Consider the following 20,829-nt stretch of genomic DNA (forward strand, 5'->3'; position numbering starts at 1 on the left):
TGCACAACCACTTCTGCAAAATCCAGACTGCCTCTTGCCTCCTGTTACCCCCGCACAGCATAGTGAGTGACGTGACGTCAGATCACCCCACCCCACGGCGACCCCACGTCACACCCCCCGAAAGGCCCACCCCGTGACGACCAGACCGGCGGCCGACACCGGACCGTCCGCGGCGTCCGAGACCGCGGACCACGGTGACGCCTTCACGCTGCCCGCGTGTCCCGCGAGCGTCTCCGAGGCCCGGCACCGGTTGTGCCGCCACCTGTCCGCCACCCCGAGCACACTTTCCCTGCGCGACGACGCGACCCTGATCCTGAGCGAGCTCGTCACCAACGCGCTGATCCACACCGACAGCGCGCAGATCACCTGCCACTTCCACACCACAGCGCGCACGCTCTACCTCGCAGTCACGGATCACGGCAACGCGCCCACGACGCCCCATCTCCCTGACCAGGTCCGCCACCCCGAGACCCCTGAGCACGGGCGCGGCCTGCTGCTGGTCGACACTCTGGCCCACACCTGGGGCACCACCTCGCACCCCCGTGACGGCCACACCGTCTGGGCCTTGCTCACCGCCGACGAGTGCTCGTGACGCAGTGCGAGCGCCGACAGCTCCGCAGCGGCTGATCAGGCGTCGTCGAGGGCGAAGCCCGTCGTAGAGTTCGTCCGCTGGTCCTCGCTTAGGTCGGCCGGGTCCGCGTCGCCCGAGTTGACCGTGCCGCGCGGCTCGATGAAGAGAACCCGCGTTCCCGGCCCGCCGACGGGGCGGTGTCTTAGGCCTCTGGGCACGGTGAACACCTGGTGCGGTCCGAGAACCACCGGCGCCTGCCCTTCCAGTTCGATGGTCAGCTCGCCAGCCAAGACGAGGAAGAATTCGTCGGTGTCGGCGTGTGCGTGCCAGACGTAGGGGCCGTCGAGCCGGGCGATCTTGACGTCGTAGTCATTGACGGCGGCGGCGACCCGCGGCGCGAACGATTCGCTGAACGTGGCGAAGGCCTGCTCCAAGTCGAGCGGGCGCGGTTTGTCAGTCATGGTCGCTCTTCCTCTCCCTCTCCGCTTCGGACGCCCGCTTCGTGGCGAACGGCGTCGCCCCCATCCTGGCCGTGTCGCGGCTTGCAGGCCGTCTGGTCGTGCGCGGGCTCGCGCATCGCACGACGCGTGGGCGGTGGACAATGTCGCCGTGGCCGAATCGCAGACCGCCGGGCGCCCGGCCGTGGAGTCCTGAATGCGCCTCGACGAGATTCCGATGCCGGCGGCGGTCGCGGCGCGCCCGCGGGACGCGCGAGGTTACCCTGTGCTGGCTATCACCCCGTGGTCGAACGGCACGCCGGACTTCGCCGTCACCAGCACGGCACGGATCCTGGTGTGCGCAGTGGAGCGGCGGTGCTCGATCTGCGGCACGCGCATGGGCAAGGGACCGGTGTGGCGGGTCGTGGCAGCCGAGGAAGCGGCCACGATCGCGGGCGTGCTCAACGTCGGCGACGCCTATGCCAACAGCGAACACACGGTCGAGCCGCCAGGACACCACGCGTGCATGCTCTATGCCGCGATGGTCTGCCCGTATCTCGCGCGGCCCACGGGGCGGCGCGGGAACGATGTTTCTCTACCCTCAGCCGCGTTCCATCGAGGAGAGGCGCACGGCTCCGTCGACGGGCTGACCGGGGCCGTGACAGCGTTCGACACCTACGAGTTCACCGTCGTGGAGGCCGTGCACTTCCGGTTCACCGGTCTGCGCGCGTTCCTGCCCTACGCGCTCGGTGACGAGCACCTGGCGGCGCTTCGCGAGTCGATCGATGCGCAGCCCGCTGCGGAATCCTGCCCCGAGTGGCTTCTGACCAACGAGGACGCAGCCGAGCAGCGCGCCGAGCGCTACGCGTAAGTACGCGTAGGCGGCGCGCTGCCGGGCTGAGTTGGCCTTCTCTTGCAGCTGCCTTCTGGTGCAGCTGAAGGTCAGAGGTGCAGCAGCTTGGTCGGGTTGAGCGTCGTGGTCGTTCCCGCCGGGGCGTCGAGCGCGGTCGCGGCCTGGTTCGCGATGCCGTCGGTCAGCGTCGCGGAGTCGCCGTAGAGGACGACCGTCGAAACCGACGGCGCGGAGTTCTCGAGCCAAGCGGTCGCCTGCGTGCTCAGCGTCTGCGGGTCGACGACGAGCAGGGGCATCCCGGGGCCGTTCATCGCGGCGAGCAGTTCGTCCTGCCAGACTCCGGAGGCCGCGAGGGCGACTTCGGTCGGACCGTCGGAGTACTGCCGCGTGATCAGGACCGAGTTGAAGTTGGCGTCCGCGCCGCCGAGGGGCGTCCCCGACAGCCCCGCCGGCTTGCCCGGCCAGGCCGAGGCGAGCGCCGCCTGTGCCTGGGCGCCGACCGCGACGACCGTGGCCGGGTGGTCACCGGTGAGGTTCAGCCCGTTGAGGATCGGCTCGTCGGCGGCGGGCATCGTCGTGTCGTTCGTCAGCAGGATCGAGGCGCCGTGGTGGGTCGCGACGAGGGCCAGGATCGCCGGGGTGTCGGTGGCGGAGACGAGGAAGAGCGGACCGCTGAACTGGCCGGACACGTCCGGCCCGTCCAGTGCCGCCGCCTCGGCGACCGGGTCGGCGTCGGGGACGCGCGTGACCTGGTAGCCGAGGGCGGTGACCGCTGATTCGACAGCGGAAGAGACTGCCTGGGCGTCGCCGACGATGCGCACGCTCGGAGTCACGTGGTCGGCCGGACGGGCGGGACCGAGGAGGCGGGTGAGCTCCGCGAGAGTGGCCGGGCTGAGGGCGTTGGGCTGGGTGAACAGAACCGCGTCGCTCCACGGGGAGAGTCCCGCGACCGTCACCGCCGCGGGGTCCTGCGTGCTCACGAGCGTGACCGACGAGGCGTACGGGATGCCAATCGGTATACCCGGGACCCCGCTGCCGGGGGCGGTCGCGAAGTACGCCTTGGTCTGCGCGATCGAGGTCGCGACCGGGTCGCCGGAAGCGAAGCGCAGCACACTCGTCGGAACCATCGGCTCGTAGCTCGGCACGCCAGGCGTCGCGGACTCGACCCGCACCGGGTTGGCGCTCGCCCCGGGTGCGAGAGCGGCCGCGACGGATTCGACGTCTGATGCGGTGCCGTAAGCCAGCCGCGAGCCGTCCGGCGACCACACCGGGTGGGCCAGGCCCGCGGCGCCGAAGGTGACCTTGATCGCGACACTGCTCGCGGTGATCGGCAGCGCCTCGGTGTAGAGCTGACCGTCGCTCCCGACGAAGGCGAGCTTCGTGCCGTCCGGCGAGACGGCCGGCTGGGCTCCGTCGCGCGCCTTGCTGCCCTGGGGCCCACGCTGGTTGCGGTCCAGCACCCAGATCTCCGGCCCGTTCGCGCCCTGGTGCTGGTAGGCCAGGGTGCTGAGCGCACCGGCGAACTTGATGATCGCCGGGTTGTAGATCGCGCTGGCGTTGGTGTCCCCCGCACCGTCGCCGATGCTGTCGAGCAGCGCCTCGCTCGGCGTTCCGCTGACCGCGCCGTCGCTTCCGTTCGCGGCGGCGGACATCAGCCGCCACACCCCGTCGGTGCCGCGCTCGGAGAAGACGATCTCGCCGCCGCCGTCCTCGAACGCCGGGTCCGCGCGCGTGACGCCCGGCTTCGCGGCCGTGAGGACCAGCACACCGCCGCCGTCGGGGCGGGCGACGGCGATGTTGCCGTTGCCGTCCACGTAGGCCAGGCGGGTGCCGTCGGGCGACCAGGCCGCGTCGGCGACCGTTGAGGAGAAGGTGACCGGAACATGGTCGATCACGACCTTGTCCGTCCCGTTGCTGATGGTCGGCACGGTGGCGGAGTAGACCGGCGGCTTCGGACCCTTGTTCGGGTTGCCGGCCGGCGCGGTGTGGGTGCCGGACCCGGTCGTGCTGCCGGCATGCGGCGTGGAGTGGCCGCTACACGCAGCGGCGGCGAGCAGCGATCCGACAAGGATCGCGGATACTGAGACGCGATGAAACGCCGACTTGGGCATGTCTCCCCCGGGTGAACGCAAACGCCTAGTGAAAACGTCTTGCTGGAACCGATAAACGCGTTCCGGAGCCATAGACGCCGAGGTCGCGCACCGCGTTGATGCCGTATCTAAGGCGTAGTCAAACCGTTACGCCGCCGGTCGGTTCGTTCTTCTGTTCGTTATCGATCCGGCCCAGTCGAGCGCTCAGGTAGCCGCGCACCAGCGTCTCCGCCTCGGCGATCAGATCAGGGTCGCCGTCGAGGCGGTGACGGAACGCCAGGCGCAGCACGCCGTCGGCGGCTTCCACCGCGACCAGCAGCACCCTGTCGAGCCCCGGGTCGTCGGGCAGATTCAGGTCGGTCAGGGCCAGTTCCTTGAGCCGCTGGGCGACCAGTTGGTTGTTCTCCACCTGCCGCTCTTCGTCGAGCATGAAGAGCTTGCCGGCCCGCGCGTCCCCGAAGTCGATCGCGGCGAAGCCCGGCACGGTCCGCTTCATCTCCACAAACTCGGCGACCACGCACGAGGCGGCGTCGGCCCAATCCCCCGGGGGCGACGCCTCGAACCGGGCGTGCAGCCGCTCCAGGAACACCTCGAGGTTCCGCTCGGCCAGGGCCCGGGCCAGCGCCTGCTTGCCGTCGAAGAACTGGTACAGCGTCCCGATCGGCACCCCGGCGCGCCGGGCGACCTCGCTGGTGGTCATCGCGTCGTAGCCCACGTCGTCGAGCAGCGCGGCGCAGGCGTCGAGCATCCGCTCGAACCGTGCGACGCTGCGCCGCTGCATCGGCCGCCGGCGCACCGACCCGGACGGCAAAGAGTCCGATTCGACCTCTGGCATTCCGCCGCGCCCCCTCCTAACATGAGCCGCACTCATGTTACCGGGAGGCGCTCATGGCACCGCTACCGAAGTTTCCGGACGGCTTCCTGTGGGGCGCCTCCACCTCCTCCTATCAAATCGAGGGGGCGGCCCGCGAGGACGGGCGCGGCACCTCCATCTGGGATACTTTTTCCCACCAACCCGGCCGTACACAAGGCGGCGAGACCGGGGATGTCGCCTGCGACCACTATCATCGCTGGCCCGAGGACGTCGCGCTGCTGGCCGACGCGGGCCTGGGCGCCTATCGTTTCTCGATCGCCTGGCCTCGGATCCAGCCGACCGGGTCGGGGCCGGCCGAGGTGCGCGGCCTGGACTTCTACGACCGGCTCGTGGACGGCCTGGCCGAGCGGGGCATCACGCCGATGCCGACCCTCTTCCACTGGGACCTGCCGCAGCCGCTCGAGGACGCGGGCGGCTGGCTGAACCGGGAGACGGCGTACCGCTTCGCCGAGTATGCGGAGCTCGTCGCCGCGCGGATCGGCGATCGCGTCGCCTCGTGGATCACGCTGAACGAGCCGTTCATCCACATGGCCCTCGGATACGGCCTCGGCATCCACGCACCCGGTCGCACGCTCGGCCTCGAAGCGCTGCCCGTGGCGCACCACCAGCTGCTCGGCCACGGTCTCGCCGCCGCGGCGCTGCACCAGCGCGGGCTCAACGTCATGATCGCGAACAACTACGCCCCCGTGTGGACCGCCGGCACCACGGACGCGGACGTCGCGGCGGCGCACTTCTACAACGCGCTGCACAACGAGCTGTTCACCGACCCCCTGCTGCTCGGCCGCTATCCGGATGCGCTGGCCGAAGCCGCGCAGGGCGAGCTCGGCGGGATCGTCCGGGACGGCGACTTGAAGGCGATCGCGGAGCCCCTCGACTGCCTCGGCGTCAACTACTACAACCCCACCCGCGTCGGGCACGGCGAGCCGTCGCCCGAGAACGGCGGAATGCCGTTCACCCTCCACCCGATCGACGGCTACCCGGTGACCGCGTTCGGCTGGCCGATCGTGCCGGACGGTCTGCGGGAACTGCTGGTCGGCCTGCGCGCCCGCTACGGCGCGGCGCTGCCCCCGATCTACATCACCGAGAACGGCTGCTCCACCGACGACGTCCCCGACGCCGACGGCCGCGTGCACGACGCCGCCCGCGTCGACTACCTCGACAGTCACCTGCGCGCCCTGCACCAGGCCGTTCAGGAGGGCGTGGACGTGCGCGGCTACTTCATCTGGTCCCTGATGGACAACTTCGAGTGGGCCGAGGGATTCGGCCAGCGCTTCGGCCTGGTGCGGGTGGACTTCGACACGCTCGAGCGCACCCCTAAGGACTCGTATCACTGGCTGCGCGACGCGCTCGCGCACCGCGGATGACCGCCGTCTCGGACACGGGGGCCGCGGCCGGGCTCGCCGAGCCCTCGGACCGGGTTGGGCGCAGCTGGATCGCGCTGCTGTCGCTGGCGAACCTGGGCCTGTGGATGGGCTATTTCGGCCCTTTGCAGGTGCTGCTGCCCAATCAGCTTCAGGACATCGACAGCGCGCATAAGACCACGGCCCTCGGCGTGGCCACGGCATTCGGCGCGCTGGTCGCGGTGCTGGCCGGGCCGATCGCCGGAGCCCTCTCGGACGCGACCGGGTCGCGCTTCGGGCGGCGGCGGCCGTGGATCGCGGGCGGGGCGCTGCTCGGCTGCGTCGGCCTGGCTGTGCTGTCCGGTCAGCGCACCGTGGTCGGGGTCACCCTCGGCTGGTGTCTCGCGCAGGCCGGCCTCAACGCCTTGCAGGCCGGGCTGACCGCGCTGGTGCCCGACCGCGTCCCGGTGCGCCAGCGGGGAGTGGTGTCCGGGTGGGTTGGGCTCACCCAGTCGATCGGCGTCGTGATCGCGGTGCTCCTGGTCACGGCGGCGGTCACCGGGACCATCTCGGGCTACCTGCTCATCGGCGCGCTTGTGCTCCTCACCACTGTGCCGCTGGCATTCTGGGCGCCCGATCCGGCGCCGCCGCGCGCCGCGCTCCCGGCGTTCTCGCTGCGCGCCGCAGTGCGGTCGCTGCGGTTCGAGGCGCTGCGCGACCGGGACTTCGCGTGGGCCTGGGGAACCAGGTTCCTGGTCCAGCTCGGCAACGCGCTGGCCACCCTGTACCTGCTGTACTTCCTGCGCGACAAGGTCCACTACGAGCGGCTGTTCCCGGGGCACAAGGCCGACGACGGCCTGCTCATCCTGATCCTGATCTACACGTTCACCACGCTGCTGACGGTCGTGGTCGGCGGCGCCGTATCGGACCGCACCGGCCGGCGCAAGCCCGCGGTGATCCTGTCCGGCTACGTGATGGCGGCCGCGGCGGTGCTGCTCGCGCTGTGGCCCACGTGGACCGGGGCGCAGGTCGCCGCGGCGGTGCTCGGCCTCGGCTTCGGCGTCTACCTCTCGGTGGACCAGGCGCTGATCACCCAGGTCCTGCCGGAGGCGGCGGACCGGGCCAAGGACCTGGGCGTGATCAACATCGCGAACTCGGCGCCGCAGGTGCTCGGCCCGGCGCTGGCCGCGCCGATCGTCACCTACCTCGGCGGATATCCGGTGCTGTTCCTCGCGGTGGCGGCGGTGACGATCCTGGGCACCGTCTTCGTGCGCAACATCAAGGCAGTCGCGTAAGAACGCGTACGCACACGCGCACGCGCGTGCCGGAGCGGCCCTGCCCGGAATTCGGCAGGGCCGCCCGGCCGCGTGGGTAATTCAGCAGTGGATCAGCGGTGAATCAGGCGGCGTCGACTGGGAAGCGGCGTCAGTTGACAGTGATGGCCGGGGTGCCGGTGATGCTCTGGTCGACGACGTTGCCGTAGGTGGCGGTGAACGTCCCGGTCGACGGGCACAGGGCGCTGGACCCAGGCGCCTTGGCGACCGTCTGGCCGGTGAACGTGATGGTGTCGGCGGCATTGCTCACCACGCCGGCCACGGGGCCGGAGTAGATGCAGGTGACCGAGCCGAGGATGGTGTTCAGCACGACCTTGACGCTCGGGGAGACGTTGAGGTCGACCGGGTTGTCCGACGGTTCGTCGGCGACGGTGGCGAGCGGCGCGGTGCCCGCGGTCAGGCCGACGCTCTTGACGCTCACGGTCCCGAAGATCGTGCTCGTGCACGAGGAGAACGCCAGCGTGTGCACCGTCTCGGTGGCCTCGGCGGTGCCTTCGGCCGGATTGGTGGCGTCGGTGGACGAGAAGGACGAGGCGGTGCAGGAGATGTTGCCGGACGACGTCGAGAACGTCGCGTTAGGCGAGGACAGGGTCGCCGAGATGACGTCCCCGACGGCCACGTTGGCGCCGCCGGCCGTCAGCTCGTCACCGCCCGCGGCGCTGGCCGGCCCCGCGGCCACGGCGGTCAACAGGGCCAGGGCCGTCGCCCCGGCGCCCAGGTAGATGTGCTTGCGCATGGAACGCTCACCCTCCTTTGGGTGTCGTCACGTGATCGCCGCGGCGTTCGCGGAGCGGCGAGGGTACTCGTGAAGCCGCCGACGCCGGGCGGCCGCACCGCTCTGTCAGGGGCCTGTAACGCGCGGCGCTTCGCAACGCTCTCATGCTCCCGCCGGGCGGTGAGGTTCGCGGCGGCGTGCGTGAATCGGGCGGACTGCGCGCACACGCGCGGTCCGCGCGGTATCGTTTCTCCTCTTCGGGCACACGCGGCACAGGACAGTCGCCGTCGACCACTCGGCCTTGGGCGGGGCCGAGCGTGCGAGCCCGGAACGTGGGTAGTTTGGGCACGGGTAGTTTGGGTGTCTTTCACCGGCTGGACCCGGGACGGAGTGCGGCGCCTCCCGACCCCCCGCCGGTGAACGAAGCGAAATAAAACCTTCGGGAGTTATAATCCCGAGAGGTTCGTATCGTCAAGGGCGGGAGGGAAGTACGTTGTCTGTGAAGTCTGCCGCGGCCCTGGCCGACGCGGGGCCGCTCGCCGAGGGCGCCGCACCCGAGTCCACCCCGCTGCCCGGCGCGCGCGAGGGGCGCGACCCGGCGCGGGCGATCAAGCGCGGGCCCAGCCGGGTCCCGCCGGAACTGGTCGCCGCGACACAGCGGGACCGGCTGTACGACGGGCTGGTGCACACGGTGGCCGCGCGCGGATACGCCGAGGCGACCGTGACGGACATCTGCCGCGCCGCCGGGGTGACCCGCCCGGCCTTCTACGTCCACTTCGACGGCAAGCAGGACGCGTTCCTGGCCACCTACCGGCACGGCACCGGGGTGCTGTTCCGGATGATGGAGAAGGCTTACTCGCAGGAGACCGACTGGCGCGCGGGCACCCGGGCCGGGCTGCGCGTCCTGCTCGACGTGCTGGCCAGCGTCCCGGCCTTCGCGCAGATGGCCATCGTGGAGATCGAGGCGGTCGGCCCGCCCGCCCGGCGGGAGCGCGGGGACCTGCTCGAACGCTTCAGCCGGTTCTTCGACGACGCGCCGCGTCCGGCCGGCCCCGCCGCACCCGAGGAGCTGATCGAAGCCCTGGTCGGCGGGGTGTACGCGACGATCTACCGGTATGTCGCCACCGGCCGCGCCGCCGACCTTCCCGGTCTGCTGCCGACCCTCGAGTACTTCGTGTTCGTACCCTTCCTCGGGATCGACGAGGCCGTCAGTGAAGTCGAATCCGTCTACGACGACCGCGAGCGCACGGTTGCGCCGTGCGTGGCGAACGCGCTCGGGGACAACGGTCGCGGCTGACTTGAGGCTCCGATCAGCTCTCTGACGGATGCCGCGCGGTGTTAACCAAGACGGCGTCAACCAAGACGGTGTCAGCCAAAGGCGGCGTCGGCCAAAGACGGCGTCGGCCAAAGACGGTGTTGACCGATTGAAAACCTCGCAGTAGTTTCACTCAGTCGCCGCGACCGCGCGGAATACGCGTTCGACCCGGCCCGGCACGGCAGCCCACCACGCCCACCGTCGTGCGTATATCAGGGAGCTACGATGGCTTCGCCCGAGACAGTCGCGTCCCCGCCCGCTCCGCCGCCGTCCGCCCCTCAGGGCCGGGTGCGCTGGCGCCGCTTCGCCGCCGTCATGATCCCCGCAACCGCCGCCGGCGGGGTGCTCGTGGCGCTGACTGCCCAGGGGGTGCTGGCCGCCCAATTCTCCATCTCAGGGATCGCGTTCACGGTCACCGCCGACAAGCTCGACGGCACCGGCTTCGAGCAGTTCGGCTCGCTCGACAACACCGCCCCGGGCAGCCCGAACCTGACGGCGACCGGCGGCCAGCAGATCGTGATGGTCTCGGCGATCCAGTCGGCGCAGCTGACCAACCTGTGCCAGAGCGTCAACCTCGGCGCGATCAACCTGGTGCTGCGGGCCGGCGGGTCCACCCCGGTGCAGGCGACCAACCTGGTGGTCGACTCCGACCAGCTGTCCGGTGACGCCTCGTTCACCAACATCTCGATCGGCCAGGACGCCAGCACCCTGAGCGAGGTGCCCGGCGTCACCGGTCCGCTCGGCGACTTCGGCCAGCAGTCCGACCACGTCACCATCAACAACCTGCGCCAGGACAACTACGCCACCACGGCCGCTTCCTTCACACTGCCCGGCCTGAGCATGAGCTTCCAGAGCAACGGCTGCTGACCCGGCCTCCGACGACGACAGCCTGCTGATGACAACGGAACCCGAACCCCGCCAGGCTTCACCTGGCGCGGCGCAGCCCGGGCCCGTCCCCGGGTTCGACCTCCAGGCCGACCCGGCGGGCGAGCCGCCAGCCGTTCCGGACTACCCCGCGCCCACACCACCCCAGGGCCGGTGGACGCGCCGCTCCCGTCTGGCCTTCCGCTCCTGGCGCCGGACCCGGCCGTTCTGGGGCGGGTTCTTCGTCGTGCTCGGCGGCGGCGAGATCCTGTTCTCGGAGAAGGCGCCGCTCAAGGTCATCGTCCATTTCGGGCTCACCGGCCTGGCCGGATACCTGATCCCCGCGGTGATGGTGCTGTGCGGCGTGCTGCTGGTGTTCAATCCGCAGCAGCGGCTGTTCTACGCGATCCTCTCGGTGCTGCTGGCCCTGGCCAGCTGGCCGACCTCCAACCTCGGCGGATTCTTCCTCGGGATGCTCTTCGGCCTGCTCGGCGGCTCCCTCGCGTTCGCCTGGACGCCGCTGGCGGACCTGCCGCCGCACAAGCAGCCCAAACCGAAGGTGCCGCGCGGCAAGCCGCCGAAAGCGGCGGCCGAGGGATGAGCGCCGCGAGATGAGCGCAGCGTGCGGATCGAGCGAGTGCCCGGCCGCCGACGGTCCCAGACAGCCGGGCTCGGCGCAGCGAACCTGGTGCGCCGCGCCGAGCGCCGGTCCGTGTGATTGGCTTGGCGCATGTCGGAACACACTGCACAGCAGCAACTTCGCGTGGCCGTCCTCGGATACGGACTGGCCGGGTCGGTCTTCCACGGCCCGCTGACCGCGGCGGACCCGCGCATGCGCGTCGCGGCAGTGGTCACCAGCTCGGCCGAGCGCGCCGAGCAGGCGCGGGCCGAGCATCCCGGCGTGCGGGTGTTGGCCCGCGCCGACGAACTGTTCGCCGCGCCGGAGCAGGCCGATCTCGTGGTCGTCGCCACCCCGCCCGGCTCGCACGTCCAGCTCACCCGCGCCGCCCTGGCCGCGGGACTGCCGGTGGTGGTGGACAAGCCCTTCACGCCGACGGCCGCGCAGGGCGCCGAGTTGGTCGAGGCGGCGCAGAAGGCCGGGCTGCTGCTGTCGGTGTTCCAGAACCGCCGCTGGGACGGCGACTTCCTGACCGTGCGCCGCCTGATCGAGTCCGGGCGGCTGGGCGCGGTCAACCGGTTCGAGTCACGGTTCGAGCGCTGGCGCCCGGTCGCGAAGGGCGGCTGGCGGGAGACCGGCGGCGCCGAGGAGGCCGCGGGCCTGCTCTACGACCTCGGCAGCCACCTGGTCGACCAGGCGCTCGTGCTGTTCGGCCCGGTGCGGTCCGTATGTGCCGAGACGGACACCCGCCGCGCCGGGGTGACCTCCGACGACGACACCTTCGTCGCGCTCACCCACGCGAACGGGGTGCATTCGCACCTGTGGATGAGCGCGGTCACCCCGCAGCTCGGTCCACGCTTCCGCGTACTCGGACAGAGCGCCGCGTTCGTGAAGTACGGCCTGGACGCGCAGGAGGACGCGCTGCGCGAAGGGCACCGGCCCGGTGAAGCGCAGTGGGGCGCTGACGTACCCGAGCGCTACGGCATCCTCGGTGAGGGCGAGAACCTCGAAACCGTGCCGACCGACGCGGGCGCGTACGAGTCGTACTACGCCGGGATCGCGGCGGCGCTGCTCGACGGTGCGCCGCTGCCGGTGGACCCGCGCGAGGCGGTGCAGGCGCTCGAGGTGATCGAAGCGGCGCGCGACGCCGCCGCGGAGTGTTCTGCGGACTGACCTGGAGTCAGGCGCGCTGGCGGCGGTCGAGCGGGCTGAGGCCGTCGCCGGCGGGCTCGCGGGCGAGCAGGCCGGTCAGCTGGTCAGGAGGCACCGCCCGGGCGAAGTACCAGCCCTGGGCCGAGTCGCAGCCCAGCGCGGCCAGGCGCGCCGCCTGCTCGGCGTCCTCGACGCCCTCGGCGGTCACCGACATGCCCAGGCCGTGCGCGAGGGTCACCAGGGCCGACACGATCTGCTCGTCGACGTGCGAGTCGGGGCTTCCGGCGCGCAGCCCGGCGGTGAACGAGGCGTCGATCTTGACGATGTGCGCGGGCAGCTGGCGCAGGTAGGCCAGGTTCGAGTAGCCGGTGCCGAAGTCGTCGATGGCGATCTGGATCCCGTGCGCGGCCAGCTCCTGGAGCACGGGCAGCGAGCCGTCCTCGGTGCCGATCACCGCGCTCTCGGTGACCTCCAGGACCAGCCGCTCCGGCGGCAGCCCGGAGAGTTCCAGGGCCTTGCGGATCTCCTCGACCAGGTGCCGCTCGTGGGTCTGACGCACCGCCAGGTTGACGTTGACCGCGGGCGCCGGACCGTGCGGGCCCGCCTCCCACTTGGCCGCCTCGGCGCAGGCCTGCTCGAGCACCCAGCGCCCGAGCGGGACGATCACCCCGGTCTCCTCGGCCAGGCCGATGAACCGGTCGGGCTTGAGCAGCCCGAAGTCCGGATGGCGCCAGCGCACCAGCGCCTCGACCGCCCGCACCTGCCCGGTGCCCAGGTCGACGATCGGCTGGTAGTCGACGGTGAACTCGCCGCGCTCGAGCGCGCCGGGCAGCGCGGCGCTGAGGGTGTAGCGGGTGATCTCGGAGGCGCTGCGGTCGGCGTCGAACAGGGCCCAGCGGCCCTTGCCCTCGTTCTTGGCCCAGTACAGGGTGATGTCCGCGGCCCGCACCAGCTCGGTCGGGTGCGCGCCGCCGATCGAGTGCTCGACCACCCCGACGCTCGCCGACACCGACATCTCCCGGCCGTCGAACCCGATCGGGCGGCGCAGCGCGGCCAGGATCTCGTCGGCGGCCTCGGTCGCGGCGGCCGCGTCCGCGCCGTCGGCCAGCAGCATCACGAACTCGTCGCCGCCCATCCGGGCCACCAGCCGGCCTGGCCGGTCGGCGCAGTGGGCCAGCCGCTCGGCGACCGCGATCAGCAGCTTGTCCCCGACCACGTGGCCGAGGGTGTCGTTGACCTCCTTGAACCCGTCCAGGTCCAGGTAGCACAGGGCGATGCGGGCGTCCGGGTCGGCGGTGCCGAGGATCTCCTCGAGGTGCTCGAAGAACAGGGTGCGGTTGGGCAGTCCGGTCAGCGGGTCGTGGGTGGCCTGGTGGCGCAGGTTCAGGTGCATGGTGCGCCGCTCGGTGATGTCCTCGAACAGGCCGAGCAGGAAGCGGCGGCGGCCGAGCTCGTCGCGTATGACGGTGGCGCGCAGGTGGGTCCACAGGCTGGTCCCGTCGGACCGGGAAAATTCCTTGTCCGCGGCGTAGAAGTCGCGCTCGCCGCGCAACACGTCGTCGAGCGCTCCCCACAGCTCCGGCGGGTCGGTGGGCTGGGCCAGCTCCCGTATGTGCCGGCCGCGGAAGTCCTCCGCGGAGCGGCCGAGCATGTCGGCCAGGGCCTGGTTCACCTCGACCACCAGGCCGCCGAGGTCGGCCAGGCCGATGCCGATGGGCGCGGCGGAGAACACCGCGCGGAACCGGGCCTCGCTCTCGTCGCGGGCGGCGAACGCGGCGGTGCGGATCGCCTCCTGCTGGGTGAGCGTGGTCTCCCGCAGCGCGGCGGCGTATCCGGCGGCGATCCCGCCCTGCAGGTCGGCGAGCGCTGCGGCGGTGCCGCCGAGCGCCGGCCCGAGCTGCGCGTAAACGACGAGGGTGGCGGCGAGCGACTGCGGATCGGTGTAGTGGGCGGCCACCAGCGCGAAGCCGAGCTCCCGTCCCACCCGCCCGGGTTCGAGGCCGCCGGCGCGCAGGGCCGCGGCGGCGGCGCGGGCGTGCTCGTGCAGCAGGTCGTCCGCCTCGGCCGAGGTGTATGTGACGTAGCTGGTGTCGGCGATCGCGCGGGTCCACGCCCGCGCCACCGACTCGACCGCGTCCCCCGGCCCGGTCAAGGCAGGCGCCCTGCCGGGCGTGGTGTTCCTCCCGCCGCACCGCCGACGTGCGCGTCACCAGGCAGGACAGCACCCATCGTGCCGGGAGCCCCGCCTGGCCGCGACATCTGCAAACCCTTCCGCCGAGTGCGTGATCACGATACGTGATCGGGCACGGTCTGCGAAAGTGCAACGTGCAGAAAGCTGGCGCGAGGCCGGCCCTCAGGATGAGATGAGCATTCCGGTGCCCCCGGCCAGGTTGATGGTCGGGACGGTGCCGTAGTACTGGACCGGGTGGCAGTACTCCAGGCCGTCGAGCGGCTGGTCGGTGAAGAAGCGCAGCAGCAGGTCGGCGAGCTGGTCGGGGACCTCGAGATGCACGGCGTGGTCGGCGTGGCGCAGCAGAGTGAAGCGCGCGTCGGTGCAGTGCCCGGCGACCGAGCGGCACTCGGCCGGCGTCGTGAAGTCGTCGTGCTCGCCGGTGCCGAGCAGCACTGGGACGTCCATCAGCGGGTCGGGCGCGTGCAGGTCCTGGCGCAGCAGCCGCAGGGTGTGCTCGATGTACTTCTGGGCGTGGTCCTGGGTGATCCCGGCGAACACCGCGTGCAGGATGCGGCGCACGGCGGCCGCGCGGGCGACCGGCGCGGACTGGTCCTGACACGTGAGCAGACGGGTGGAGTACTGCGCGAACTCGGCGTAGCGGCCGGCGCGCAGCAGGGCGACGGTGTGCAGCAGGCGCGAGCGCATCGGCTCGGTGATGCGGGCGGCGGTGCCCATGAGCGCGAGGCTGAGCACCCGCTCGGGGTAGAGCTGGGCGAAGCGGAAGGCGACCGCGCCGCCGTATGAGCCGCCGAACACGTGCACCTCGTGGTGTCCGGCGGCGTCCAGGACATGGTCGAGGGCGCGGGCCAGGAACGCCAGGTCGTAGCCGGCGGGCAGCAGGTCGGCGCCGCCCCAGCCGGGCAGGTCGACGGTGACCACGGTGGTGGTCTCGGCCAGCGCCTGTTCGAGCCGGCCCCAGCCGTCCTTGTGCTGGAACGCCCCGGCGACCAGCACGATCGGGGCGAAGGCTGGTTCGGGGTGGACGCGGGTGCGGCAGTCGTAGGAGAAGCCGCCGTACTGGCAGGCGGTCAGTTCCTGGAAAGTCTCGTGGCGCTTCATCGCGACGTGTCCGTCGACATGGGCGGGCCCCTTTTCCGGCGGCGCACCGCGGCTCGGCGGTGCGGCAGTGAGGTCTTCGCCCTGGCCAACGAGGGTTCGGTGGTGCGGTTTCGGAACCACCACCCGAATGACAAGCCAATTATGCAAGTGGCCTAATATATGGCGGCCATCCCGGTGAACCTGGCTCGAACGCCGTCATGGCTCGGGGTGGCGCCCTGACGGGGCGCCGCCCGCTCGGACGATCCGTCAGTTCCCGAGGCCGGGGTCGGCGGCGCGGATCAGATGCCGCAGTCCGCCGTAGAAGACCTCGTGGTCGACGACGCCCTTGAGGATCGCCTCGACGTTCTCGGTTGCGGCGGGGAAACGCTCGGGTGGCAGCGCGGCGAGCGCCGCACGGGTGCGGCTGACCACGGCCTCGGGGGTCGCGTGGTCGGTGAAGCAAGCGCAGCCGAGGGTGAACAGATACATCCGGCGGTAGGCGCGCACCATCTGATCGGGCGTCATGCCGGCCGCGAGGTTCGCCGCCAGCTGCGGCTCGATCAGCTTCTGCATCACCCGCGGTCCGAGCCAGGGACCGCCGCGGCGCATCGCGACGATGCCGGGGTGCGCCACGATGATCTCGTAGAGCGCGGTGAACCGGGCCTCGGTGGCGTCGGCCCAGCTGGCCTGCGGGTCGAGCTGGGGGATGCTGTCGGCCAGGTAGTCGAGCACGCAGCCGTCCAGCGGCACCTTGAGGTCGGCCAGCCGCCGGTAGACGGTCATGTGTGCCACGCCGAGCTCTTTGCCCAGGCGGCGGAAGTTGAGCGCGTCCGACCCTTCGGAGTCGATGATGCGCAGGGCGGCACGGGCGATCACGTCGAGTGACAAAGAATCTTCGCCAAGTGATGGACGAGCCATGCGATACAGCGTAACTTACGATGTATCAGCTCGGAAGGGGGTGCGGGATCGCCGCCACGGCGCACCGCACGCGGGGCGAAGCGACCCCCGCCGACTGGTCTGACGCCGCACGCGCGGCGCCGCACGCCCGTCCGCCCATGAATGGTCTGTGATGCCCGCGAACTGGCCGCATGCTGTGCCCCCGCTCGGACCGGCCGACGTCAAGGCCGCGGTCGAACGGGTCGCGCCACATGTGCGGCCGGTGGCGCTGCTGGCCGCAGACACCGGGCCGTTCGACCGCGCCGGGCTGTATCTGGCCGCGGAGTCCGCCCAGATCACCGGCAGCTTCAAGGTGCGCGAGGCGGTCAACTTCGCCGTCTACTACCTCGAGCAGCGCTCGATGCCGGAGGCCGGAGTTGTCATCGCCGACCCGCGCGGCGGCAACGCGGCGTACGCCTGCGCCTGGGCGGCCCGCGAGACCGAGACGGCGGCCACTGTGTTCGCCGGACCGGGTGTCGCGCGCGGCGCAGTCGACGGGCTGTGCGCGCTCGGGGCGCAGGTGCAGGTGATCGAGGGCGACGATGCCGCGGTCGCCGAGGCCGCGCGCCGGTTCGCCGACCGGGAGGGGGCATTGCTCTCGCACCCGTATGACAACCCACTGGTAGTGGCCGGTGCAGGCACGCTCGCCGCGGAGATCAACGCGGCGGTGGGCAGCGAGATCGACACCGTGGTCGTCCCGGTGGTCGGCGCGGCCCTGTTCGCCGGGACCTGTGCGGCGCTCGAGCACACCGGCATCAGGATCGTGCCGGTCGAGCTGCACGGACGCCGTCGTCTCGCCCACGCCCTGGAGACCGCGGTCTGCCCCACCGACGGCGGGGTCGAGAGCTGCGGCGTGACCCCGATGGCGGTGGATCTGGCCCGGGGGATGGACTGCGTGCCGGTAGCGGTGACCGCCGAGGAGGTGGACCGGACACGCGCCGTGCTGTGGCAGCAGCGGCGCCTGGCCGTCGAGTGGCCGGCGGCGATGGCCCTGGCGGCGGTACAGGCCGGGGTGTACGTGCCCGACATGTACGAACGCGTGGTCGTGGTGCTCACCGGCGGGAACATCGACCCGAGTGATCTGATCGAGATCTGACCTACTCGCCGGCGCTTTCAGGCCACCGCGGCGCGCCTCCGCGTCGGGCGAGCATCGCCTCGCAGATCGCCTGCAACTGCTCGACCTGCTGCGGGGTGAGCGGGTCGAACAGGGTACGGCGGACGGCCTCGACGTGGCCGGGCGCGGCGCTGCGCAACGCCTCGAAGCCGTCGTCGGTCAGCACCGCGTAGACCACCCGCCGGTCCCCCGCGCACTTCTCCCGGCGCAGCCACCCGGCCGCGACCAGCCGGTTGACCGCGTGGGTGAGCCGGCTCTGGGAGGCGTGGTTGATCTGCGCCAGGTCGCTCATGCGCATCCGGCGCCCGGGCGAGCCGGACAGAGCGGCCAGGACCATGTAGTAGGTGTGCGGCATGCCCGCGTCGCGCTGGAGCTGGCGGTCCAGCTCCTCGTCGAGCAGGTTGATCGCGGCGAGCAGGGCCAGCCAGGTGCGCTGCTCGTCCGCGCTCAGCCATCGCGGCGCCGCGTCGGCCGTGCTGGAAGCGCTGCTCATCGGTCATCCTCGCGCATTGCGTGACATTGACTCTTATTGTCTTACGGTGAGATGTGTGCTCCTTGAAGTTAGCCGCGCAGACGGGGGAAAGGCGTCCCGCCGTACGATGTTTCACCGCCGCGGCCAGCGTCGACGAGCACAAGACGCCGCTGAATATTCGTCGGGTCTGACAAGGAGGATGCCATGCCCGTGCAGCGTCTGAACCACGCTGTGCTGTATGTCCGGGACGTGGAGCGCAGCGTCGCGTTCTATCGGGACGCGCTCGACTTCAGGACACTGGTCCAGTACCCGGGCGCGGCGTTCCTCCAGGCGGCCGGCTCCACCAACGACCACGACCTGGGCCTGTTCGCGATCGGCGGGGACGCGAAGCCGTCCGGGGCGGGCCGCACCACGGTCGGCCTCTACCACCTGGCGTGGGAGGTCGACACGCTGGGCGAGCTCAAGCGGATCGCCGAGCGGCTGACCGAGCTCGGCTCACTGGTGGGCTCCTCGGACCACGGCACCACCAAGGCCTTGTACGCCCACGACCCCGACGGCCTGGAGTTCGAGGTGTCGTGGCTGCTCCCAGCGGATTTGATCACTCCCGAGGACCGGGCCGTGCGCGGGGCGCTGCCGCTCGACCTCGACCGGGAGATCGAACGCTTCGGCGCCGAGACTCGCGGCGGCGTGGGCGTCTCAATCCCCGTCTCTAGCTGAGGCCCGCCGCCCGCCCCCGGCTCCCGACTTCTGTCCCGCCCCACACTCCTAGCCCTCGCACCGTGTCCCGCCGCGCAGGACGGCAGCTCTCCCCACAACCGGACGGACCGTCAAAACGGGATGCCCACGAACCCGCATTCGCAGCGCGGGCCCGTGGACACCCCAGGTCGTGTCAACTTAACGTGCTCAAACGGCCGGTTCCAGCGCGTTACGCAGGGCGCTGATGAGCCACTCCATCGCCTCGAACCGCGGGGCACCCTGCGCCGCGATCTGCGGACGGTCGCCGACGAGGCCGACCAAGTGCCAGAAGCGATTGACCCGCCGATCGGTCATGGTGTCCAGGCTCTGCAGAATCTTCGCGCGTATTTCCGGCGTGTCGGGCTTCCCGACCAGGTCGGCCCATTCGGCCATCATCGCGTCGACCCGGGCCCGCCCCTCCGGGGACGCGGGATCCACGCCCGCCTGATACGAGGCCTCGGACTCGACGGCGAGCACAGAGGAGAACGCGTTCTGGTCGCGTTGCCAGTCCTCCTCGCCGAGCTGGGCGGTCTTGCGCGCGCCGTGCTCGGCCATCGTGCGCGAGACAGCGATGAAGTCCTCGTCCTGGATCAGCGCGACGAGTTCCACCCACGCCTCGACCTGCTGCTCGTTCGGGTCCTCGGGCAGCTCGGGGAAGACGGCGCGCATCATCTGCGCGATGGTCGGCAGCGGCATCCGGTCGGCCCGGCGATCCGGCAGACGGCGTGTGTCGCGGTCGTTCATGTCCTCCACGCTCGTGCTTCCAGTTGGTGGAGAGTCAAGCGGATTCCCGTACCACACGCGTGACCTGCGGTTCCCGGGGAACCTGACGTTCCCTCCGCCTCAGGAGATCTGATTCAGCGACTCTGGCTCAGCGGATCTGACCTACGGGATCAGGACCACTTTCCCGCGGAAGTGCCGTCCTTCGCTTTCCCGGTGCGCGTCGACGACCCGGTCGAGCGGGAACTCCTTCCAGATGAACACCTTCAGGTCGCCCTTCTCGTACGCCGACACGAGGTGCGCGAGCCGGTCACCGGAAGTGCGGGAGCTGAGCGACCTGACGCCGAGTCGGCGCGCCCCGGCCTGGTCGGCGATGGTGCCGACGCGGTCGAGGTTCGGCACCAGCTCGACGGACACGTCGAGCGCGTCGCCCCCGCCGGCGGCATCCAAAGCCACGTCGACCCCGTCCGGCGCGAGCGCGCGCACCCGGTCAGCCAGCCCGGGGCCGTAGGTGACGGGCTCGACGCCGAGCCCGCGCAGGAAGTCGTGGTTCGCCTCGCTCGCGGTGCCGATGACGCGCAGTCCCTGGGCTTTGGCGAGCTGAACCGCCATCAGGCCCACTCCCCCGGCGGCGGCGTGCACCAGCAGAGTATCCTCGGGCGCGATCTTCAGATCTTCCAGCACCGTGGCGGCGGTCTGCCCAGAGGCGCTCAGACACCCGGCCTCGGCCCACGGCATATCCGCTGGCTTTCGCGCGAGCAGCGAAGCTTCGGCGAGCGCGTAGTCCGCGTAAGCGCCTTTCGCCGGTCCGAGCACTTCGTCGCCGGGGACGAAAGCGGTCACGTCAGCACCGACGGCCGAGACGACACCCGCCGCCTCATGGCCGAGTCGTGCGGGGAAGGTGGCCGGCGCAAAGGACTTCCACGCTCCGGAGCGCTGCTTGACGTCGGCAGGCTGGACTCCGGCCGCGCGCACCCGGATGACCACCTGTCCGGCCCCAGGCTCCGGCTCGGGCACGTCAACGACTTCCAGCACCTCGGGTCCGCCGTATTGATTGAAGACCACCGCTCTGCTCATCGCAGCCCGCCGTCCCTTCTCCGCGCCTGTGCGCCCGATCGCCAACGTGCCCCGTCAAAGGGGAACACCATGGCGAGGCTATCGGGATACCCGGTCCCGCGCCTTCGGGGAGCAGCTATGCGACGCCACGCAGTACGTCGTAAGACGGCCGGTCATCTTCGGCTCGGTGGGGACACGTGGGAGGGGGCCGTTCCGCTGCGGGCCGTCCCGTGTGGGCTGTCGGGTGTGTTGGGTGGCCCCGGGGCGGGGGCCGTCCGGTGTGTGGGGTGGTCCCGGGGGGTGTTCGTGGTGTCTGGTGGGTGTGTGGTTCAGTCTTTGATTTCGCAGATGGGGGCGCCGG

At 71.1% G+C, this 20,829-nt stretch carries 20 protein-coding genes; 10 read left to right on the plus strand and 10 right to left on the minus strand.

Annotation, left to right across the window (positions count from 1 at the left end; all coding sequences use genetic code 11):
* The first annotated feature begins 133 nt into the window (after positions 1–133).
* Positions 134–592 (plus strand): ATP-binding protein, encoded by a 459-nt coding sequence (locus VGZ32_RS17050; protein ID WP_326887044.1) that lies wholly within the window; start codon positions 134–136, stop codon positions 590–592.
* A gap of 35 nt (positions 593–627) precedes the next feature.
* Here the strand turns inward: VGZ32_RS17050 and VGZ32_RS17055 are convergent, their stop codons facing one another.
* On the minus strand, positions 628–1,032 hold the full coding sequence (locus VGZ32_RS17055; RefSeq protein ID WP_326887045.1) for a cupin domain-containing protein: 405 nt from the start codon (positions 1,030–1,032) through the stop codon (positions 628–630).
* Positions 1,033–1,294: 262 nt separating this feature from the next.
* Here VGZ32_RS17055 and VGZ32_RS17060 point away from each other — a divergent pair, with 262 nt between their 5' ends.
* Complete coding sequence (locus tag VGZ32_RS17060; protein WP_326887046.1) at positions 1,295–1,879, plus strand: hypothetical protein; 585 nt, start codon at positions 1,295–1,297, stop codon at positions 1,877–1,879.
* 71 nt (positions 1,880–1,950) lie between these two features.
* Here the strand turns inward: VGZ32_RS17060 and VGZ32_RS17065 are convergent, their stop codons facing one another.
* Both VGZ32_RS17065 and VGZ32_RS17070 read right to left on the minus strand, forming a co-directional pair.
* The gene (locus tag VGZ32_RS17065) at positions 1,951–3,972 is read right to left on the minus strand and encodes a hypothetical protein (protein WP_326887047.1); all 2,022 of its coding nucleotides are present in this window, start codon (positions 3,970–3,972) and stop codon (positions 1,951–1,953) included.
* Positions 3,973–4,090: 118 nt separating this feature from the next.
* Positions 4,091–4,786: a TetR/AcrR family transcriptional regulator gene (locus VGZ32_RS17070; protein WP_326887048.1), complete on the minus strand. Its 696-nt coding sequence runs from the start codon at positions 4,784–4,786 to the stop codon at positions 4,091–4,093.
* A gap of 53 nt (positions 4,787–4,839) precedes the next feature.
* Between VGZ32_RS17070 and VGZ32_RS17075 the strand changes: the two genes are divergently transcribed.
* Positions 4,840–6,189 carry a GH1 family beta-glucosidase gene (locus VGZ32_RS17075; RefSeq protein ID WP_326887049.1) on the plus strand — a complete coding sequence of 450 codons (1,350 nt, stop codon included), beginning with the start codon at positions 4,840–4,842 and terminating at the stop codon, positions 6,187–6,189.
* Positions 6,186–7,460: an MFS transporter gene (locus VGZ32_RS17080; RefSeq protein WP_326887050.1), complete on the plus strand. Its 1,275-nt coding sequence runs from the start codon at positions 6,186–6,188 to the stop codon at positions 7,458–7,460. Before VGZ32_RS17075 ends, VGZ32_RS17080 begins: the two co-directional genes overlap by 4 nt.
* 130 nt (positions 7,461–7,590) lie before the next feature.
* On the opposite strand, the gene VGZ32_RS17085 is transcribed toward VGZ32_RS17080, so the two are convergent.
* Complete coding sequence (locus tag VGZ32_RS17085; RefSeq protein ID WP_326887051.1) at positions 7,591–8,235, minus strand: hypothetical protein; 645 nt, start codon at positions 8,233–8,235, stop codon at positions 7,591–7,593.
* A 478-nt stretch (positions 8,236–8,713) separates the two neighbouring features.
* On the opposite strand from VGZ32_RS17085, the gene VGZ32_RS17090 reads away from it, so the two are divergent.
* The 4 genes from VGZ32_RS17090 to VGZ32_RS17105 all read left to right on the plus strand — a co-directional run bounded on the left by VGZ32_RS17090 (position 8,714) and on the right by VGZ32_RS17105 (position 12,185).
* Positions 8,714–9,511 (plus strand): TetR/AcrR family transcriptional regulator, encoded by a 798-nt coding sequence (locus VGZ32_RS17090; protein WP_326887063.1) that lies wholly within the window; start codon positions 8,714–8,716, stop codon positions 9,509–9,511.
* A 243-nt stretch (positions 9,512–9,754) separates the two neighbouring features.
* Positions 9,755–10,396, plus strand: a complete 642-nt coding sequence (locus VGZ32_RS17095) for a DUF6230 family protein (RefSeq protein WP_326887052.1) — start codon at positions 9,755–9,757, stop codon at positions 10,394–10,396.
* A 28-nt stretch (positions 10,397–10,424) separates the two neighbouring features.
* Entirely contained in the window at positions 10,425–10,994 is a 570-nt protein-coding gene (locus VGZ32_RS17100; RefSeq protein ID WP_326887053.1) for a DUF6114 domain-containing protein, read from the plus strand.
* Positions 10,995–11,123: 129 nt separating this feature from the next.
* Complete coding sequence (locus VGZ32_RS17105) at positions 11,124–12,185, plus strand: Gfo/Idh/MocA family oxidoreductase (RefSeq protein ID WP_326887054.1); 1,062 nt, start codon at positions 11,124–11,126, stop codon at positions 12,183–12,185.
* A 7-nt stretch (positions 12,186–12,192) separates the two neighbouring features.
* Here VGZ32_RS17105 and VGZ32_RS17110 read toward each other — a convergent pair whose 3' ends face one another.
* The 3 genes from VGZ32_RS17110 to VGZ32_RS17120 all read right to left on the minus strand — a co-directional run bounded on the left by VGZ32_RS17110 (position 12,193) and on the right by VGZ32_RS17120 (position 16,353).
* The gene (locus tag VGZ32_RS17110) at positions 12,193–14,316 is read right to left on the minus strand and encodes a bifunctional diguanylate cyclase/phosphodiesterase (RefSeq protein ID WP_326887055.1); all 2,124 of its coding nucleotides are present in this window, start codon (positions 14,314–14,316) and stop codon (positions 12,193–12,195) included.
* A gap of 201 nt (positions 14,317–14,517) precedes the next feature.
* On the minus strand, positions 14,518–15,456 hold the full coding sequence (locus VGZ32_RS17115) for an alpha/beta hydrolase (protein WP_326887056.1): 939 nt from the start codon (positions 15,454–15,456) through the stop codon (positions 14,518–14,520).
* Between the two features lie 246 nt (positions 15,457–15,702).
* Positions 15,703–16,353 (minus strand): TetR/AcrR family transcriptional regulator, encoded by a 651-nt coding sequence (locus VGZ32_RS17120; RefSeq protein ID WP_326887057.1) that lies wholly within the window; start codon positions 16,351–16,353, stop codon positions 15,703–15,705.
* A 151-nt stretch (positions 16,354–16,504) separates the two neighbouring features.
* Here VGZ32_RS17120 and VGZ32_RS17125 point away from each other — a divergent pair, with 151 nt between their 5' ends.
* Positions 16,505–17,467 carry a pyridoxal-phosphate dependent enzyme gene (locus VGZ32_RS17125; RefSeq protein ID WP_326887058.1) on the plus strand — a complete coding sequence of 321 codons (963 nt, stop codon included), beginning with the start codon at positions 16,505–16,507 and terminating at the stop codon, positions 17,465–17,467.
* A gap of 1 nt (position 17,468) precedes the next feature.
* Here VGZ32_RS17125 and VGZ32_RS17130 read toward each other — a convergent pair whose 3' ends face one another.
* Complete coding sequence (locus VGZ32_RS17130) at positions 17,469–17,978, minus strand: MarR family winged helix-turn-helix transcriptional regulator (protein WP_326887059.1); 510 nt, start codon at positions 17,976–17,978, stop codon at positions 17,469–17,471.
* 183 nt (positions 17,979–18,161) lie between these two features.
* On the opposite strand from VGZ32_RS17130, the gene VGZ32_RS17135 reads away from it, so the two are divergent.
* Positions 18,162–18,674 (plus strand): VOC family protein, encoded by a 513-nt coding sequence (locus tag VGZ32_RS17135; RefSeq protein ID WP_326887060.1) that lies wholly within the window; start codon positions 18,162–18,164, stop codon positions 18,672–18,674.
* Between the two features lie 186 nt (positions 18,675–18,860).
* Here the strand turns inward: VGZ32_RS17135 and VGZ32_RS17140 are convergent, their stop codons facing one another.
* On the minus strand, positions 18,861–19,436 hold the full coding sequence (locus VGZ32_RS17140) for a hypothetical protein (protein ID WP_326887061.1): 576 nt from the start codon (positions 19,434–19,436) through the stop codon (positions 18,861–18,863).
* A 141-nt stretch (positions 19,437–19,577) separates the two neighbouring features.
* Positions 19,578–20,489 (minus strand): NADP-dependent oxidoreductase, encoded by a 912-nt coding sequence (locus VGZ32_RS17145; protein WP_326887062.1) that lies wholly within the window; start codon positions 20,487–20,489, stop codon positions 19,578–19,580.
* Positions 20,490–20,829: the final 340 nt, after the last annotated feature.

The sequence above is a fragment of the Actinocrinis sp. genome (assembly GCF_035938995.1).
Taxonomy (GTDB): Bacteria; Actinomycetota; Actinomycetes; order Streptomycetales; family Catenulisporaceae; genus DASZGI01.